General features: G+C 40.5%; 14 protein-coding genes. All 14 read left to right on the top strand.

Translation table 11 applies throughout. The features are described from left to right. Positions 1-47: 47 nt before the first annotated feature. The 14 genes from CXF95_RS10535 (at position 48) to prpF (ending at position 19,290) form a co-directional block, all read left to right on the top strand. Complete coding sequence (locus CXF95_RS10535; RefSeq protein WP_101198607.1) at positions 48-2,915, top strand: TonB-dependent siderophore receptor; 2,868 nt, start codon at positions 48-50, stop codon at positions 2,913-2,915. A gap of 274 nt (positions 2,916-3,189) precedes the next feature. Next, positions 3,190-4,374 (top strand): thiamine pyrophosphate-dependent dehydrogenase E1 component subunit alpha, encoded by a 1,185-nt coding sequence (locus tag CXF95_RS10530; RefSeq protein ID WP_101198606.1) that lies wholly within the window; start codon positions 3,190-3,192, stop codon positions 4,372-4,374. 1 nt (position 4,375) lies between these two features. Continuing rightward, on the top strand, positions 4,376-5,353 hold the full coding sequence (locus CXF95_RS10525; RefSeq protein WP_101198605.1) for an alpha-ketoacid dehydrogenase subunit beta: 978 nt from the start codon (positions 4,376-4,378) through the stop codon (positions 5,351-5,353). 46 nt (positions 5,354-5,399) lie between these two features. After that, on the top strand, positions 5,400-6,650 hold the full coding sequence (locus CXF95_RS10520; RefSeq protein ID WP_101198604.1) for a 2-oxo acid dehydrogenase subunit E2: 1,251 nt from the start codon (positions 5,400-5,402) through the stop codon (positions 6,648-6,650). A 99-nt stretch (positions 6,651-6,749) separates the two neighbouring features. Beyond that, positions 6,750-7,625: a 23S rRNA (adenine(2030)-N(6))-methyltransferase RlmJ gene (locus CXF95_RS10515; protein WP_101198603.1), complete on the top strand. Its 876-nt coding sequence runs from the start codon at positions 6,750-6,752 to the stop codon at positions 7,623-7,625. A 14-nt stretch (positions 7,626-7,639) separates the two neighbouring features. Next, the gene (locus tag CXF95_RS10510; RefSeq protein WP_101198602.1) at positions 7,640-9,499 is read left to right on the top strand and encodes a protein kinase; all 1,860 of its coding nucleotides are present in this window, start codon (positions 7,640-7,642) and stop codon (positions 9,497-9,499) included. 38 nt (positions 9,500-9,537) lie between these two features. Then, the gene (locus tag CXF95_RS10505; RefSeq protein WP_101198601.1) at positions 9,538-10,401 is read left to right on the top strand and encodes an acyl-CoA thioesterase domain-containing protein; all 864 of its coding nucleotides are present in this window, start codon (positions 9,538-9,540) and stop codon (positions 10,399-10,401) included. Then, a complete protein-coding gene (locus tag CXF95_RS10500; RefSeq protein ID WP_101198600.1) occupies positions 10,398-10,916 on the top strand; it encodes a gamma carbonic anhydrase family protein in 519 nt (172 codons plus the stop codon). Before CXF95_RS10505 ends, CXF95_RS10500 begins: the two co-directional genes overlap by 4 nt. A gap of 477 nt (positions 10,917-11,393) precedes the next feature. After that, positions 11,394-12,527: an alanine--glyoxylate aminotransferase family protein gene (locus CXF95_RS10495; protein WP_101198599.1), complete on the top strand. Its 1,134-nt coding sequence runs from the start codon at positions 11,394-11,396 to the stop codon at positions 12,525-12,527. A 108-nt stretch (positions 12,528-12,635) separates the two neighbouring features. After that, on the top strand, positions 12,636-13,310 hold the full coding sequence (locus CXF95_RS10490) for a GntR family transcriptional regulator (RefSeq protein ID WP_101198598.1): 675 nt from the start codon (positions 12,636-12,638) through the stop codon (positions 13,308-13,310). Beyond that, positions 13,307-14,188: a methylisocitrate lyase gene (prpB, locus tag CXF95_RS10485; protein WP_101198597.1), complete on the top strand. Its 882-nt coding sequence runs from the start codon at positions 13,307-13,309 to the stop codon at positions 14,186-14,188. The genes CXF95_RS10490 and prpB overlap by 4 nt, the downstream gene beginning before the upstream one ends. Before the next feature lie 99 nt (positions 14,189-14,287). Further along, complete coding sequence (prpC, locus tag CXF95_RS10480; protein WP_101198596.1) at positions 14,288-15,412, top strand: 2-methylcitrate synthase; 1,125 nt, start codon at positions 14,288-14,290, stop codon at positions 15,410-15,412. A gap of 66 nt (positions 15,413-15,478) precedes the next feature. Continuing rightward, positions 15,479-18,082: a Fe/S-dependent 2-methylisocitrate dehydratase AcnD gene (gene acnD, locus CXF95_RS10475; protein ID WP_101198595.1), complete on the top strand. Its 2,604-nt coding sequence runs from the start codon at positions 15,479-15,481 to the stop codon at positions 18,080-18,082. Positions 18,083-18,111: 29 nt separating this feature from the next. After that, positions 18,112-19,290: a 2-methylaconitate cis-trans isomerase PrpF gene (prpF, locus tag CXF95_RS10470; protein ID WP_101198594.1), complete on the top strand. Its 1,179-nt coding sequence runs from the start codon at positions 18,112-18,114 to the stop codon at positions 19,288-19,290. Positions 19,291-19,301: the final 11 nt, after the last annotated feature.

Genomic DNA, 19,301 nt, shown 5'->3' with positions numbered 1-19,301 from the left:
ATATACGTGCTAAACTGCAAATTGTTGCCAGATTTATCTGTGATTATATGCGTTTACTCGTTTTATTAATAATTATTTCATTTCAGTCATCTGCAGAGAATAAATATCAGTTCGATATTCCTCCTCAAGCGGCAGATAAAGCGCTTATTTTATTTGCCAAACAAGCTAATTCTACGCTTTTATTTCCTGTCGAACTTGCAGAGCATGAAGTGACTAACGGTTTAAACGGTAATTACACTGTTGAATTAGGCTTAGTTAAATTGCTAGAAGGCACAGGGTTATACCCAATAAAAGATGAAAAAGGACTGAGTGTAAAAGCGATTATTCAATTTGAGCGTATTGGACTGATGAATTTAGCCGCAACAAAGACAACTCAAAATGTATTTTCCTCAATTGAAATGGAAAAGATTGCAGTAGTAGGAACAAGATCAGCACCTCGCTCAATAATTGATTCCCCCGTCCCACTAGACATTATTGGGGTCGCTGAATTTATCCAGCAGGGGGATACGGATATTATTTCTATGCTTGCTACTTTAGTGCCATCTTTTAACGTTAATGATCAACCTATAAATGACGCATCCAGTTTAGTGCGCCCTGCCAACTTAAGAGGTATGGCTTCTGACCATACCTTGATTCTAGTAAATGGTAAAAGACGCCATAGATCTTCAGCTATCACGTTTTTAGGTGGCGGTTTATCAGATGGAGCACAAGGTGTTGATATATCAAATATACCGGCGTCATCTTTACAACAAATTGAAGTGCTGCGTGATGGTGCTGCAGCGCAATACGGCTCTGATGCAATTGCGGGTGTGATTAATTTTGTGCTTAATGACAATGATGAAGGAGGTATGGTCGATGTTAGATTAGGTCAATTCTCTGAGGGTGATGGGGAATTACTACAAATTCAAGGCAACCTTGGGTTACCACTTGGTAGCAATGGTTTTATTAATATAAGTACAGAATTTAAACAGCAAGGAGCCACAGATAGAAGTGTACAACGAGACGATGCGTTGGCGTTATCTGAGGCAGGAAATGAATACGTGGCCAATCCAGCACAGGTTTGGGGTAGTCCGGAGGTAAACTATAATATTAAGTCTTTAATTAATATGGGATACCAGCTTAATACCAGTAACCAAATTTATTCATTCAGTAATCTAGCCCAAAGAAAAATACAAGGAGGGTTCTATTTTCGTAATCCACATACCCGAGACGGCTTATTTGAAGGTACAACAGATAAAAATAGTGCACCCACATTATTGGTTGCTGACTTAGACGGGACTGGTCAAGGCATTAGTTGCCCAGAAATACCCATAACTGATAACAATGTATTAGACGATAGTAATTTTCTACTTATTGCGGATAAATCTACAGCATTAGGGCAAAACTGTTTTTCATTTAATGAAATATTACCTGGCGGATTTACTCCACTATTTGGCGGTACAATAAGCGATGCATCTTGGGTGTTAGGTATTAAAGGTCAAACATCCTCTGCGTGGGATTACGATCTGAGTGTGGGTGTTGGATATTCTGAAATTGATTACCAGATAAGTCGCACAGTTAACCCATCTTTAGGTCCAAACACTCCTTTTTCTTTTAACCCGGGTTTAGCCAGCCAACTAGAAAAAAATGTTAATTTAGATCTGTTTAAACAATTTAATATAGATGAAAAATATACGATAAATTTTGCCACAGGCCTTGAATGGAGGAAAGAAAGTTATCGACAAAAAGAAGGGGATTTGGCTTCTTATGCGTTAGGTGACTTAGCGTTTGATCCTAATACTGGTTTGTCTCAAGGCTTTGGCGTTGGATCAAACGGTTTTCCTGGATATAACCCTCAATCATCGGGTGAATGGAGTCGTGGAAATTGGGCATTCTACACAGACTTTGAAGTACATATGAGCGATGCATTTTTATTTGGTCTTGCCGCACGGTATGAAGATTTTAGTGATTTTGGTGCTACATTTGATGGAAAACTGTCTGCGCGAATGATATTGAATGAGTCGCTGACATTACGTGGGTCAATGAGTACAGGGTTTAAGGCTCCAACAGTAGGCCAAAGCAACGTTGTTAACGTGACAACGGCTTTTTCAGCCAATGGTTTAGAAGACCAAGCGACATTACCACCCACCAACGCAATTTCTATTCAACTTGGCGCTACACCGCTTCGTCCCGAAGAATCTCTCAATACAAGTTTTGGCATAGTCGGAAAAATAGCTAAGCGGTTCTATTTCACTTTGGACTACTTCTATATCCAACTTTTCGATCGAATCAGTACCACTTCGGCATTAACCTTAAGTCAAGAGGATATTCAAACTCTAGTGGCTGCAGGCATAACAGAAGCTACCAGTTATGGAAGTGCGAAATATTTTACTAATGACTTTGATTCAACCACTCAAGGTTTAGACTTGGTGATAAATTACGAAACCTACATATTTAATACTCAAAGCCGTTTTATGTTTAATTATAACTGGACTGATACTGTCGTTGATAGAGTCACCTTATATAATAGAGTTGATTCTGATGGCTCAACATATGTAGAGTCAAACCTCACTCAACAGCGTATAAAAATGATTGAAAATAATCTACCAGCGCAACGAGCTAGTTTGTCTTTGAAGCAATCTTTTAAAAAATTAACGAATAATTTCAGACTCAATTTCTACGATGGATTTTATGAAGATCATTTAGATGCAGCTGCAGGATTAGATATTGTCGCAGGCTCAGAGATAACGCTAGATGTTGATATCAGTTATCAATACAAGGCCAACTTTACACTCTCAATAGGCGCAAAAAACTTATTTGATAACCGCCCAGACAATAACCCATTCAGTGGTGAAGCGGGTGCGTTATACCCAGCCACCTCACCTATAGGAATTAATGGTGGTTTTTACTATCTACGGGGAATGTATGAGTTTTAAAAATATTTATAGAATAATATGTGGTCTAGTAAAAATTAATACAGCATTTACCCCTAAGAGTATATTATTCGTCACACTACGTGCAGTATAATCACTAAGTAGTACTAGGACATTCATCATCTTTATTATCTCTAATTATGGGTTTCATTTCTTTTTTTATCCTTAAATAAGCTAATTGGCAACGCCAATTTTTCAATTCTAATTTAGAATTAACAACCTAATTACAATTTATAAACAAACGAAAAATTTAGTTTGTTTTGCCATAGGTTGATAAATGAAAGATAGAAATCATTTAGCTAATATTGGACTGGTTCATCAGGTTAACGTTATTGAAAATGGCCTGATTGATATTCCAATGCTGCAAGTTTTACAACCAGACGGTACGCTGCACCCTCAAGCAGAATTACCCACTATTACCCAACAACTAGGGCTGAAAGTCCTACAGACCATGCAATATGTCCGATTGTTGGATGAAAGGATGGTGGCCGCACAGCGCCAGGGTCGGATCAGTTTTTATCTTGCCTGTACCGGTGAAGAAGCTTCAACAGTAGCCAGTGCCGCCGCACTAGAACCTCAAGATATGATAATGTCTCAATATCGTGAGCAAGGTGCATTGGCTTATAGAGGGTTTACGAGTAAAGAATTTATGGACCAAATGTTCAGTAATCAAAATGAGCTGAACAAAGGTAGGCAAATGCCGATCCATTATGGATCTAAACCCCTTAATTTTATGACTATCTCTTCTCCCTTAGGCACACAGATCCCCCAAGCAAGTGGTTATGCTTATGGTCAGAAGATGGCCGGACTTGAAGCTGTCACTATTTGTTATTTTGGTGAGGGCGCCGCCTCTGAGGGTGATTTTCATGCTGGACTTAACATGGCAGCGGTACTGAGTTGTCCCGTTATCTTTTTCTGTCGAAATAATGGCTACGCCATTTCAACTCCTTCAGAAGAACAGTTTAAAGGTGATGGTATTGCCTCTAGAGGGTTAGGTTACGGGGTCAGAACTATCCGTGTGGATGGTAATGATGTGTTAGCTGTTTACGCTGCCACCCAAACAGCCAGAGAATTAGCATTAGCACACCAGTGCCCAGTCCTTATAGAAGCGATGACATATAGGTTAGCAGCACATTCCACGTCTGATGATCCAACAAGTTACCGTTCAAAAGACGAGGAGGGGAGCTGGCAGTTAAAAGATCCCGTAACACGATTTAAAACATGGATGCAATCCAAAGGCTGGTTGGATGAAAAACACAACCTAGCTTTTATTGAGCAAACCAGACAAGATATTTTAAAAGAGCTAAAACTTGCTGAACAAGTACCTGTATGTCCGATTGAACAAATCATTGAAGATGTGTATGACACACCTCCATGGCACTTAAAGGCACAATTAGCTGAGTTAAAAACACATATAGATATGTATCCAGAAGCATATCCAAAAACGTCAGGGAGATCATGACATGGCGACTATGAATATGCTGCAAGCTGTGAATAATGCACTAATCACAGCCATGAATGATGACGAAAAAGTCATGGTGTTTGGTGAAGACGTGGGGCACTTTGGTGGTGTATTTAGAGCCACGAGTAACCTACAACAAACATTTGGAAAAGGCCGGTGTTTTAATACCCCTTTAACCGAACAAGGCATCATAGGTTTTGCTACTGGCCTTGCCTCACAAGGATCAGTCCCTGTTGCTGAAATCCAGTTCGCTGATTATATTTTCCCTGCTTTTGATCAAATTGTGAACGAAACGGCAAAGTTCCGTTATCGTTCTGGCGGCCAGTTTTCATGCGGTACACTCACTATTCGCACGCCTTACGGCGGCGGAATAGCAGGTGGGCTTTATCATTCTCAGTCACCAGAGGCATTTTTTGCTCATGTACCAGGTCTTAAGGTGGTTATTCCTCGTAATCCATATCAGGCAAAGGGATTGTTGCTAGCGTCAATTCGTGATGACAACCCAGTGTTATTTATGGAGCCTAAACGTTTATACCGTGCATCAGTAGGTGAAGTACCTGAAGAGGATTACCAGTTACCTCTTGGAAAAGCTGATATCGTTAAAGAAGGCACTGATATCACTTTGTTAGCTTGGGGCGCACAAGTTGAAATTATAGAAAAAGCGGCGGCCATGGCTCAAGAACAAGGCATCTCTTGTGAGGTGATTGACTTACAGAGCATATTACCTTGGGACATTGAGACAGTATGCAGTTCAGTTGAGAAAACGGGGCGGTTATTGATCAATCACGAAGCACCTCTAACAGCTGGTTTTGCTAGTGAAATAGCAGCAAGTGTACAAGAAAAGTGTTTTCTTCACCTTGAGTCTCCTATTTGTCGAGTTTGTGGGTTAGATACCCCATATCCGTTGGCCCATGAAAAAGAATATATGCCGGATCATCTTAAAACTTTCGAAGCGATAAAACGTACCGTCAATTTTTAGCGTTGATTTTCAGCTCAACTTTTAGCTCAATTATAAGGAGCAAACTATGCAAGATTTTATTCTGCCTGATATTGGCGAGGGCATTGTGGAGTGCGAAGTGGTCAAGTGGTTAGTCGCTGAAGGCCAAAACATAATTGAAGACCAAGCAGTCGTAGAAGTAATGACTGATAAAGCTTTGGTAGAAATCCCCGCAAAGTATAGCGGTGTAGTGACTAAGCTTTATTACGCAGAAGGCAATATTGCAAAAGTGCATTCACCTTTGTTTTCCATGGAAATTACTGAAGATAATTCTCAGTCGCAGGATGTGACAGTATCCACCGCAGAAATAGCAGCTATTAAGGTTAAGTCGTCAAATACCGATTCTAGCGATATACAAATGCCCACCAACACTGAAAAAAAACACACCAGTAAAGCGTTAGCAAGTCCAGCAGTAAGGCGATTAGCGAGAGAATTGGAAGTTGATTTATCTCTGATAGCAGGCAGTGGCGATAAGGGACGTGTTTTAAAACATGATCTCAGCGCTGCTTCGTCGCCGATCATTCAATCTGTTATGGTTTCTGCTGACACTCCAGTCACTCAAGTATCAACAGGCGGAAAACGCGTAGAGCCAATTCGGGGTGTGCAAGCGGCTATGGCTAAACATATGATGCATTCGGTCTTTACAGTGCCTCATTTTAGTGTCAGTGAAGAAATCGAAATGGATAAATTGATTGACGCTAGAGCACAACTTAAAGCGTCATTTGAAAAAGAAGGTGTCAAACTCAGTTTTATGCCATTTTTTATCAAAGCAATGTCATTAGCATTAAGTCATTTCCCAATAATAAACAGCCAAATTAATACTGATTGTTCAGAAGTGACCTATTTCGACGATCACAATATAGGTCTAGCAGTAGACTCTAAAATTGGTCTAGTAGTGCCTAACATTAAAGGTGTGCAGCATCTGTCTTTATTAGAGGTCGCTAGAAAATCTAACGAGTTAGTTGACCTAGCACGTCAAGGAAGATTAAGTAGTGGTGATCTAAAAGGCGGTACTATCAGCATTTCTAATATTGGTGTTCTAGGTGGAACGGTTGCCACACCGGTAATTAATGCGCCTGAATCAGCCATTGTGGCACTGGGTAAAATTCAACGATTACCTAGATTTGATGAAAATGACGCAGTGAAAGCAGTCAACATCATGCATGTCAGTTGGTCGGGGGATCATAGAATTATCGATGGGGCAACTATGGTGAGGTTTAACAACCTATGGAAATCATACTTGGAAAATCCAATTACAATGTTAGCGATGACGAGATAATGATATAAATTAAATTATAAACCCGCTAACAGCGGGTTTATTTTTGCTTTAATATTAGCGCCAATATTCATATAAATTTGTTAATTAAGGAATTCACTATTGTTAAGTTATCGACATAGCTTTCATGCAGGTAATCATGGTGATGTATTAAAGCACATTTGTCAGATGTTGATTATCGACAAGCTTAAAAGCAAAAACAAAGGGTTTTGTTATTTTGATACCCACAGTGGTGCAGGGGTGTATCAGCTAAATTCAGAAGAAGCCCTTAAAACTAAAGAATTTAAACACGGCATTGATCGTCTTGCTGGGCATTTAGCCCATAACAGAGCTATAAGCGATTATTTGTCTTTAATTACAGCTTATAAAGAATTTAATCAATATCCAGGTTCACCAGAAATTGCTAAATCTATGTTACGTCCCCAAGATAAACTGATCTTGATGGAATGGCATAATCAGGAAATACAAAATTTAAAAAGTAATCTTGGCGGTAAAAATATCGCTATTCATCATAGGGATGGATACGAAGGGTTATTAGCTTTAACGCCACCAAATATGCAACGGGGTATGGTGCTTATTGATCCTTCTTATGAAATGGCGAGTGAATATCAACAAGTAGTGGATACTGTGATAACGGCCTATAAGAAATGGAATTCAGCGATTTATGCCATTTGGTATCCACTAATAAGTGATAGAAAAGCACCAAATTCAAACTTTGAAAGCAGCGACAGTAAAAAAGGTAAAAGTGAAGCTATGCTGGAAAGTTTAACCCAACATCCTTTCAAAAACGTGCTTAAAATTGAGTTACGCGTAACTGGCGCTAATGAGGCTGGAGGCATGTATGGCTCTGGCATGCTTATCATTAATGCACCTTGGCAACTAGATAAGCAAATTAAAGAATGTTTGCAAGATCTGGCACCACTAATGGCCCAAAGTGATAGCGCATCGTACTCAGTTGATTGGCTAATTGAGGAATAATTGGTAATCCTGAGATGTTAACACCTGCGAACATAAAACATTTTTACATCCCAGATGAGCAATCCATTTATTTGCTGTCACACAAGGATGCCAAAAAACTAAAAAATTGGTTTAAGTTGTGTACCGATCAATTGTTATTACTTGGTTATCAAAATATTGAATTAATTGGCAAAGGTGCATTTGGTTTTGCTTTCGCGGGAACTGTTTCAAAGACAAATATTTCACAAAACACAGCACAAACTCAGCAACAGGTTTTTAAATTTTCGCGAATAAATCTGCCTCAACATGTTCAAGACAGATTAGAAGAAGAAGCTTATATGTTGAGCTTAGTCGAACATCCCTATGTGCCTCGTTTAATCCAATATCAGCGGATTAAAAAACAGTCAGTTTTAGTGATGGAAAGAGCTAAAGGAGAAGATTTAGAGAAGATATCTCTAAAATATGGTCCCTTGACGGTACAACTGGTGATTAAAATAGCGGTACAACTTGCTGATATTTTGTTGTATTTACGAGGGCATCAACAACAAGATCAGACTAAACCTATCGTTCATGGTGATATCAAACCTTCGAATATAGTGTTTGATGAAACCAATGAACAAGTAGGACTAATCGATTGGGGCTCGTCTGTTTTTGCGCAAATTGACCACCAAGGGCAGTTTGTGGGGAATAATGTCATGGACTTGATGTCTAGTGATATGCAGCAAACTAATGCGCGTTTAGGTGACGTGTATTTTATCGGCGAAGAACAGCTTAATGGCGGATTATCTTCGGTACGATTTGATGAACAAGGCTTGGCCAGTACTCTGTATGCACTAGCATCAGGTCAATCCAGCCGTTTTGGGCATAAGGTTATCAGTCCAAATTCCCTTGGATTACCTCAAGAACTGGCCAAAACCTTAACCGCAATGATGAGTGATTCGCCAGAGCAGCGTGAGCGGGGGGGAGACTATTTCATTAATAATATGCAATACATGAAGAATTTGGTGTTAAATGAAAATATTCATCATCTGCATATTTCACTTATACCTTCTAGAGTCAGCCCTCACTACAAAGAAATTGATACCGTTGTTTACAGTTCTCGAAAGTCATTTTTGCGAATAGAGGTTTACCAAGCAGAGCAAGAACTTAGATATATCAACGATGCTCAGTTTGAACGGTATTATAAAAACTATATGCAAGGCATGGGTGATACCGAAAAAGCCTTTGTCGCTGCGGTGAGTCGTTTAGGTAAATATCCGGTGGTGGGTGGGTTGGCGGTAAGGTGGGAAGACACGGGAGTATATATAGACTCTAGTCTGAACTTATATGATACAACACTACAAACGTCATTCGAAGCGTCGGTTAATAATGTTGTGCATTTTGCCAGAGCCATCAACCGAAACGGCGTTTTTAAGTGTTGTATGTTTAACGCTCGTGATACGTTGCATGTTGAAAGAAAAGATGAAAACAGTGCATTTATTCCTAAAAAGACCATGCAAATACCTTATGAATTAAGCGCAGTATCACTTGCTGAGCATGACACCCATATGCATTCTTACTTTGAAGATGGTGATGACCCAGACGAATTATTAACTCTGCCTAAACAGTTAATGGCTGTAATCAGTCAATTAAATAGTATTCATCATACAGGCTGTATCATATTTGAATCATTACCTACTCACCTTAAAATACATAGCGATTACAAGTTGCTAAATCACAATATGGAATTGGAGTTTAAGAGTTTATTAAAAGATGTTATTGATCTCATCCCAACTATTGAAGGTCTTGGGATTTCAGGTTTTATGAAATTACCCTTCAAAGATACGCGATTTTTTACCCATCAAGGTCAATTACCTGATAAATTTTACCCTAAGGATCCACATCAACACACTTAGTGTCAATGTCCATAGTGTAATCAACAGACAGAGAGCTTATGTCAGAAGTAAAACTAGTAGAGTTGTTAACCTTAGATAAAATTGAAGAAGGTTTGTTTCGTGGTCAAAGTTGGGATTTAGGGTTCCGCGCGTTATTTGGAGGGCAGGTATTAGGTCAAGCCCTTGCTGCAGCTCAACTCACTTTGCCCGAAGGGCGAATTACCCATTCATTCCATAGCTACTTTTTATTACCTGGAGATGCAAATAAGCCGGTAATATTTGATGTGGAGAATGTTAGAGACGGTCGTAGTTTTTCAACCCGAAGGGTAAAAGCCATTCAAAATGGAAGAAATATCTTTTACATGACGGCTTCTTTTCAAACTCCCGAAGCAGGACTGGCTCACCAATATGCTGAGATGCCTAATGTTCCGCCTCCTGAAGATATAAAGTCCGATAACATAGTGTTTGGTAAGAATCAGGATATGCCTGAACGTATGTGTGAAAGCATTGGTTATCACAAACCCATTGATATGCGTACCGTTGATTATGTTGACCCTGCTAAAGAGATAGTACAAGAGCCAAAACGCTATATTTGGATGAAGGCACAAGAAGTTTTGTCTGGCAATATTAACCTTAATCAAGTGATGCTGGCATACGCTTCTGATTATCATCTTTTATCCACCGCCCTGCATCCTCACGGAGTGTCGACTAGGGATAAAAATATACGTATGGCAACGATTGACCATTCCATGTGGTTTCATCACTCTTTTGATTTTGACGATTGGTTATTGTATTGCGCTGAAAGTCCCTTTTCTGGAGGGGCCAGAGGATTAGTACGGGGGCAGTTTTTTAATCGACAAGGCAAGTTAGTCGCATCAACAATGCAAGAGGGTTTATTGCGTCAAATAGGAGAAAATCAATGATTTATTCTTTGGGTGATGATCATGTCAAGGTTGCAGAAGATGTATTTATTGCGCCAGGTGCTCATGTTATTGGCAAAGTAGTGTTACAACAAAACAGCAGCGTTTGGTTTAATGTAGTGATCCGTGGCGACTGTGATGTCATCACAATTGGTGAAAATAGTAATATACAGGACGGTTCAGTATTACACACTGATGTTGGTGTACCTTTAACCATAGGAACAGGCGTCACTATAGGTCACAAAGTAATGCTGCATGGGTGTGAGATAGGGGATTATAGTTTAATAGGTATTAATAGTGTGGTGTTAAACGGTGCAAAAATTGGTAAGTATTGTGTAATAGGTGCAAATAGTTTGATTACCGAAAACATGCAGATACCTGATGGCTCATTGGTGATGGGATCGCCAGCTAAGGTCATTAAACTTATTCCTGAAAAGCAGCAAAAAATGCTTGAACAATCTGCTCAACATTATGTGGATAATGCTAAAAGATTTTCAATAGACTTAAAGGCGTGTTGAACTCAAATACACAAGCCACCTCAAAATAACAAATTCAGCGAGAGTTTAAAGTAGTTTAGGTGGAGCATCCCAGTCATTCTTAAAGCTGCATTTTGAGGTGGCATAGACAAAAAAATGCCCGAAGCTATTACTAGTTCGGGCTTAGGGGAAGGGCTCTTTATTAGAGCCGTGCGCTAATCATAAACTTCGTCCTTGAAGTGGAATTAATGAAACCTGATGTGTAATAATAGAACATCTATGTACAAAAAATAAACAACTTTCAATGTTTATTTAATTATCTTGGAAAAACAATACCTTAATACTTATTTATGAGGTCTACATAATTATTCTTATATAATGTTTTTAATTCTTTATTCAACTCAAAAATGTTTAGGTGAGTGAGTATTTATATTGCTTATGCTCGGTATACTTGTCTTGTAGCTAGGACTGAATGCTGTGAAAATTGTAATGTAAGTTTAGCTTTAGTTTGGAATATATATGTCTCAGTCATTATCATCATTATCATCTTTTATACCTCCTACACGTGTACTCATGGGCCCTGGTCCTTCAGACGTATACCCTCAAGTTCTTGAAGCATTGTCTAGACCTACTATTGGTCATTTAGATCCAAAGTTTGTTAACTTAATGGATGAAGTAAAACAGTTATTGCAATACGCATTTCAAACTAACAATGCCTTAACAATGCCTATTTCGGCACCTGGCTCTGCAGGAATGGAGTCTGTTTTTGTCAATTTAGTTGAGCCAGGCGACAAAGTCATTGTTTGCCAAAATGGTGTGTTTGGTGGACGTATGCAGCAAAATGTTCAGCGTTGTGGTGGTCAGGCTATCATGGTGCAAGACGAATGGGGCAAACCCACAGACCTAAATAAAGTGAGAGAAACACTTCAGGCTCATCCGGATGCAAAAGCCTTAGCTTTTGTTCACGCCGAAACGTCAACTGGAGTGTTAAATGATGCCAAGGCATTGTGCCAACTTGCCAAAGAGTTCGATTGTTTAAGCATAGTTGATGCTGTGACCTCTTTAGGGGGGAGCGAATTAAAAGTGGATGATTGGCACATTGATGCTATCTATTCAGGCACACAAAAATGCCTTTCTTGTGTTCCGGGATTGTCCCCTGTTTCTTTTAGTGAGCAGGCTATTTCAGTCATTAAACAGCGTAAACACCCTGTGCAAAGTTGGTTTTTAGATATGGACTTAGTGATGGGGTACTGGGGGCAGGGAGCTAAACGCGCCTATCACCATACGGCGCCGGTTAATAGTATTTATGCCTTACACGAATCGTTACTGATTTTACATCAAGAAGGGTTAGAACATGCTTGGTCGAGACATCAGCAAAACCATTTAAGTTTAAAATCAAGGTTAGAAAAATTAGGATTAGAGTTTGTTGTTGAAGAAGCTTATCGTTTACCGCAATTGAATATGGTTAGTATTCCTGCAGGTATAGATGATGGACAAGTTCGCAATAGATTATTAAATGAATTTAATTTAGAAATAGGCGCTGGCTTAGGGGACTTGGCGGGTAAAGTCTGGCGAATTGGTTTAATGGGCTGTAGTTCCAGTCAAAAGAACGTTGATTATTGTGTTTCTAGTTTAGAAGCCGTTCTCGACTAATTCCGTTTGATTTTCACAAAGGGAGGGATTGTCGACAGTTTCTCCTTGATATTTACATATAAAGCTATACCATAGCTTTATAATTTATTTATTGTCGACAATCAAACTTTGCAAATATCAACTACTACATCGCCTGGTATCACACGTGCAGACACGGTATTCACTGATCTCCGTCAGCGTATTGTTGAGGGAGATATATTAACGGGCTCTAAATTAAGCGAACCAGAACTCGCCAAATATTACGACATCAGCCGAAGTACATTACGGGATGCATTATCCCGCTTAGAAGGCAGCGGCCTACTTCAGCGCAAAGCCAACATTGGTTACCGCGTGGTGACATTGTCGACAGAACAACTACTTGAGATATTTCGAGTAAGAGAATCTTTAGAAGGGATGGCGTGTCGATTAGCGGCACAAAATATGACGTCCAAACAAATTGAAGATTTAAAACATTTGCTCGAAGTGCACAATCAGTACGAGTCATTACAGCAAGGAGAGGCGTATATTCAAGAAGAAGGAGATTTAGACTTCCATTTTTGTATAGTAATGGGCAGTGGTAACAAACTGTTAATTCGACTGTTATGTGAAGAATTATATTTTCTGGTGCGCATGTACCGTTATCAATTTGGTATGGCCAGTCCTCGTGCCAAAAGAGCCTTCTCTGAACACCACCACATTATTCAAGCCATCGAAGATCAAGATGGCGAACTGGCTGAAATACTAATGCGTCGGCATATTTCAGCATCACGTAAAAACGTAGAAAAAAGGATGAATACCTTATGAAAACTCCCGGACAACGCTTTCGTCAAGCACTAAAAGACAATCAACCTTTACAAATTGTTGGCACTATTAACGCGTATACAGCGATGATGGCCAAAAAAGTAGGCCATCAGGCGATCTATCTTTCAGGAGGTGGTGTTGCTAATGCATCCTATGGTTTACCTGATTTAGGATTAACCTCTCTAAACGACGTGTTAGTTGACGTTCAGCGTATAACTGCTGCCTGTGACCTGCCTTTATTAATCGATATTGATACAGGTTGGGGCGGGGCTTTTAACATTGCTAAAACCATACGCGATATGGAAAAAGCGGGTGCTGCAGCTGTGCATATTGAAGATCAAGTGGCGCAAAAGCGTTGTGGTCATCGCCCTAATAAAGAAATTGTCTCTACTGAAGAGATGGTCGATCGAATCAAAGCCGCGGTAGACGCCCGTACTGATCCTGATTTTTTTATTATGGCTCGAACCGATTCTTTTGCTCAAGAAGGATTAGATGCCTCCATCAAACGGGCTAAAGCTTACGTTGCAGCTGGCGCAGATGGAATTTTTGCAGAAGCGGTACAAACACAAGAACACTATCGTGCTTTTTCAGACGCTTTAGAGGTGCCAATACTCGCAAATATTACAGAGTTTGGCCAAACTGAATTATGGAATAAGAAAGAGTTAGGTGAGTGGGGGGCTGATATGGTGCTTTATCCATTGAGTGCATTTAGAGCGATGAATAAAGCCGCTGAAAATGTGTATCAATCTATTTTGAGCAATGGAGATCAAAAAGCGGTGGTTGACAGCATGCAAACACGCATGGAATTGTATGACTATCTTGGTTATTACGCCTACGAACAGAAGCTGGACTCACTATTTTCTGAAGGTAAAAACAAGTAACGTTCGATTTAATCTCGTTCTGTAAACAACATTAGAAACCCTAAAACCCTTAATTATTAATAGAACCAAGGGTTTAAATTATATAAGTTGGAATAAATTATGGCTGAAAAAAAACTAAGTGGTGCTGGTCTTCGTGGCCAAAGTGCTGGTGAAACCAAACTCTGTACTGTTGGCAAATCAGGATCCGGACTGACCTATTGTGGTTATGACGTGTCGGATTTAGCAGACAACGCAACGTTTGAAGAAGTCGCGTATTTATTATTTAATGGCGAACTTCCAAATCAGGCGCAACTAGACAGTTATAAAGCAGAGTTACTCACTCACCGAGATTTACCTGAAGCACTAAAAACAGTGTTGAAACTGATCCCCGCAGACGCTCATCCAATGGATGTCATGCGCACTGGTTGTTCATTTTTAGGTAACCTTGAACCTGAAGTAGACTTTAGTGAACAACACACAGCCTCTAATAGATTGCTTGCTGCTTTCCCAGCCATTATGTGTTTCTGGTACAAATATAGTCATGATGGTGTTGAAATTAATTGTATGACTGATGAGGATTCTATTGGTGGCCATTTCTTAAAACTGCTAACCGGTGACGCTCCCTCTGAACTGCACAGAAAAGTAATGGATGTATCGCTTATTTTATATGCGGAGCATGAATTTAATGCTTCTACTTTTACTGCTCGTGTTTGCGCTTCTACTTTGTCTGACATGTATTCCTGTGTCACAGGAGCTATTGGTTCGCTTCGGGGACCACTGCATGGTGGTGCTAATGAAGCCGCAATGGATATGATCCAGAAGTTTAGCTCGCCTGCCGATGCGAAAGTACAGATGGCCGGTATGTTAGAGCGTAAAGAAAAAATTATGGGGTTTGGCCACGCCATTTATAGTGATTCGGATCCACGTAACGTGATAATTAAAGCCTGGTCAGAAAAGCTTGGACAAGAGTTTGGTGATAGTTCACTTTACGATATTTCAGTGGCTTGTGAAGAATATATGTGGGATACAAAGAAATTATTCTGCAATGCTGACTTTTTCCATGCCTCTGCTTATTATTATATGGGTATTCCGACTAAGTTATTTACACCTATATTTGTTTGTTCGCGATTGACCGGTTGGGCTGCACATATCATGGAGCAACGTTCAAACAACCGTATCATTCGCCCCAGTGCCGATTATGTAGGTTCTGAGCCGAGAAAGGTCACGGTTATCAGTCAGCGTTAAAAACATCTTAATTACAGGCCGATAATAATCGGCCTGACTCTCCTTATCTATTCTGTGGGCCTATATATGAATTATGAATTTCGCAAACCCCTTCCTGGTTACACAATAGCTGGAACCAATATTGACTATTTTGACACCCGTGAGGCAATTGAAGCTATCAGTCAAGGTGCTTACGCTAAGTTACCCTATACATCCCGCGTGTTAGCCGAACAGTTGGTTCGTAGATGCGCGCCAGATATTCTAACTGATTGCCTAAAGCAGATTATTTATCGCAAACAAGACTTGGATTTTCCTTGGTATCCAGCACGTGTTGTTTGTCATGATATTTTGGGACAAACCGCTCTTGTTGATTTGGCAGGTTTACGTGATGCAATCGCTGAACAGGGTGGCGATCCCTCGAAAGTAAACCCCGTAGTGCCGACTCAATTAATTGTCGATCATTCACTGGCTGTAGAAAATAATGGAGATGATCCTGACGCCTTTGATAAAAATAGAGCCATAGAGGACAGACGCAACGAGGACAGGTTTCATTTTATTGAATGGACTAAAACAGCTTTTAAAAATGTGGATGTCATCCCCGCTGGCAACGGCATCATGCACCAAATTAATTTAGAAAAAATGTCGCCTGTTATTCAATTACGAGACGGTGTGGCGTTCCCTGATACATGTGTAGGTACAGACAGTCATACTCCCCATGTAGATGCATTAGGTGTGATTGCTATTGGAGTGGGAGGTTTAGAAGCAGAGACAGTTATGCTTGGCAGACCCTCCATGATGCGTTTACCCAATATTGTTGGGGTTAGATTAAACGGAAAACGTCAGCCAGGTATCACAGCGACAGATATTGTACTGGCGATCACAGAATTTTTACGAAATGCCAAAGTTGTATCCGCATATCTTGAGTTTTTTGGCGACGGCGCTGCAGAATTAACCATAGGTGATCGTGCCACCATTTCAAATATGACCCCTGAATATGGTGCCTCTGCGGGTATGTTTTATATTGATAAACAAACCATAGATTATTTAAAAATCACTGGCCGCGAGCCTGAGCAAGTAGAATTAGTTGAAACCTATGCCAAACATACTGGTCTTTGGGCAGATGACTTAATAGATGCTGAATACGAACGTGTATTAGAGTTCGATTTATCATCAGTAGGGCGTAATATGGCTGGCCCCTCTAACCCACATAGTCGTCTTGCTACAGCAGACTTAGCTTCAAAAGGCATTGCCTATAAAGTTGAGCAGAAAGAGGGCGAAATGCCCGATGGCGCAGTAATTATTGCTGCGATTACCAGCTGTACTAACACCAGTAATCCTCGCAACGTTGTAGCAGCGGGTTTAATTGCTAAAAAAGCCAACGAATTAGGTTTATTAAGAAAACCATGGGTGAAATCATCATTTGCACCGGGTTCAAAAGTGGCCAAGTATTATTTACAAGAGTCCGGTTTATTGCCAGAAATGGAAAAGTTAGGCTTTGGTATTGTTGGTTATGCTTGCACCACCTGCAACGGCATGAGCGGTGCCCTCGATCCTGCCATTCAAAAAGAAGCGGTGGATCGTGATTTATATACCACAGCAGTTCTATCAGGTAATCGTAATTTTGATGGGCGCATTCATCCCTATGCTAAACAGGCATTTTTAGCATCTCCGCCCTTAGTGGTGGCTTATGCTATCGCGGGTACCATGCGTTTTGATATTGAAAAAGATGCCCTAGGTTATGATAAAAATGGCAACGCTATTACCTTAAAAGATATCTGGCCAAGTGACGAACAAATTGATGCCATAGTGACTGAGTTTGTTAAACCTGAGCAATTTAAAAAAGTTTACGCTCCCATGTTTGATTTAGGATCATTCGAACCTGCAGAAAGTCCTTTGTATGATTGGCGTCCCCAAAGTACCTATATCCGAAGACCTCCATACTGGGAAGGAGCGCTGGCAGGAGAGCGCACCATGAAGGGAATGAGGCCATTAGCCGTTTTAGGTGACAATATTACTACCGACCATTTGTCCCCCTCTAATGCCATTATGTTAGACAGTGCGGCTGGAGAATATTTAGATAAAATGGGGTTGCCTGAAGTCGATTTCAACTCTTATGCCACTCACAGGGGCGATCACCTTACCGCTCAAAGAGCAACCTTTGCTAATCCCAAATTATTAAACGAAATGGTACTGGAAAATGGTGAAGTAAAACAAGGTTCGTTTGCCCGATTAGAGCCTGAAGGCACTAATATGCGTATGTGGGAAACCATCGAAACTTATATGCAGCGCAAACAACCACTCATCATTGTTGCAGGTGCTGATTATGGCCAAGGTTCTTCAAGAGATTGGGCAGCAAAAGGTGTACGTTTAGCTGGCGTTGAAGTTATTGCCGCTGAAGGTTTTGAGCGGATTCATCGCACTAATTTAGTTGGCATGGGTGTGTTACCTCTAGAATTTAAACCCGGCACCACTCGTCATACCTTAGCCATTAATGGCACTGAAACCTATGATGTTTTAGGTGATTATGCCGCTGGCGCCACATTAACTTTAAATATTACCCGTAAAAATGGTGAACAACTCCAAGTCCCGATGACGTGTCGTTTAGATACCGCTGAGGAGGTACGTATTTACGAAGCAGGTGGTGTGCTACAACGTTTTGCTCAAGACTTTCTTGAGTCTACCTTGGCATAAAGAGAAAGACTGAAATAGGACATAAATTTATGAGTTGTAAACCACAAATAGGCGTTGCTGCCACTTATATGCGCGGCGGAACCAGCAAAGGTGTTTTTTTTAAGCTTACGGATTTACCAGGATCTGCACAGATACCTGGTGAGGTAAGAGATAACTTGATACTTAGAGTGATTGGCAGCCCAGATCCCTACGGCAAACAAACCGATGGAATGGGCGGAGCCACTTCAAGTACCAGTAAAATCGTCATATTATCTAAAAGTACTCAAGCGGATCACGATGTAGATTATTTGTTTGGTCAAGTTTCTATCGATACAGCATTTGTCGATTGGAGTGGAAATTGTGGCAATTTAACCGCCGCTGTTGGTTCATTTGCAATTAGTCATGCCTTGGTTGACGCCAATCGTATTCCTGACAATGGTTTCTGCGTAGTACGCATTTGGCAAGCTAATATCAACAAAACGATTATTGCTCATGTGCCTATCACCGATGGTCAGGTACAAGAAACCGGCGACTTTGAATTAGATGGCGTGACTTTCCCTGCAGCTGAAGTAAAAGTCGAATTTGTTGCCCCAGTTGATGGTGATGAAGCCATGTTTCCCACTGGTAACCTTGTTGATGATTTGCATGTTCCGAGCGTGGGTGATTTTAAAGCCACGATGATCAATGCAGGTATCCCCACTATATTTCTAAATGCTGAGGCGCTAGGGTATTTAGGTACTGAACTACAAGAAGCAATTAACGGTGATAATCAAGCCCTGAATCGTTTTGAAACTATTCGCGCGTATGGGGCCTTAAAGATGGGTTTGATTAAACATATTGATGAAGCTGTTAGTCGCCAACATACACCGAAAATTGCTTTTGTAGCTAAACCTATAGATTATCTGACTTCGAGTGGCAAAACTGTGGATAGACAGACTATTGATTTGGCGGTCAGAGCGCTTTCAATGGGTAAATTACATCATGCCATGATGGGCACCGCAGCGGTCGCGATAGGCACGGCTGCGGCTATCCCTGGCACGTTAGTCAATTTAGCCGCAGGCGGTGGAGACCTTGATTCTGTTACCTTCGGCCATCCCTCTGGAACGTTAAAGGTAGGCGCACAAACCCAAATTCACAATGGAGTATGGACAGTTAATAAAGTTTCCATGAGCCGAAGTGCAAGAAAATTGATGAAAGGTGAAGTTTTTATACCAAGTGATAATATTTGAATGTATTTTAG

The organism is Paraglaciecola sp. MB-3u-78, assembly GCF_002835935.1.
Taxonomy (GTDB): Bacteria; Pseudomonadota; Gammaproteobacteria; order Enterobacterales; family Alteromonadaceae; genus Paraglaciecola.
This window is presented reverse-complemented; position numbering and strand designations above follow the sequence as displayed.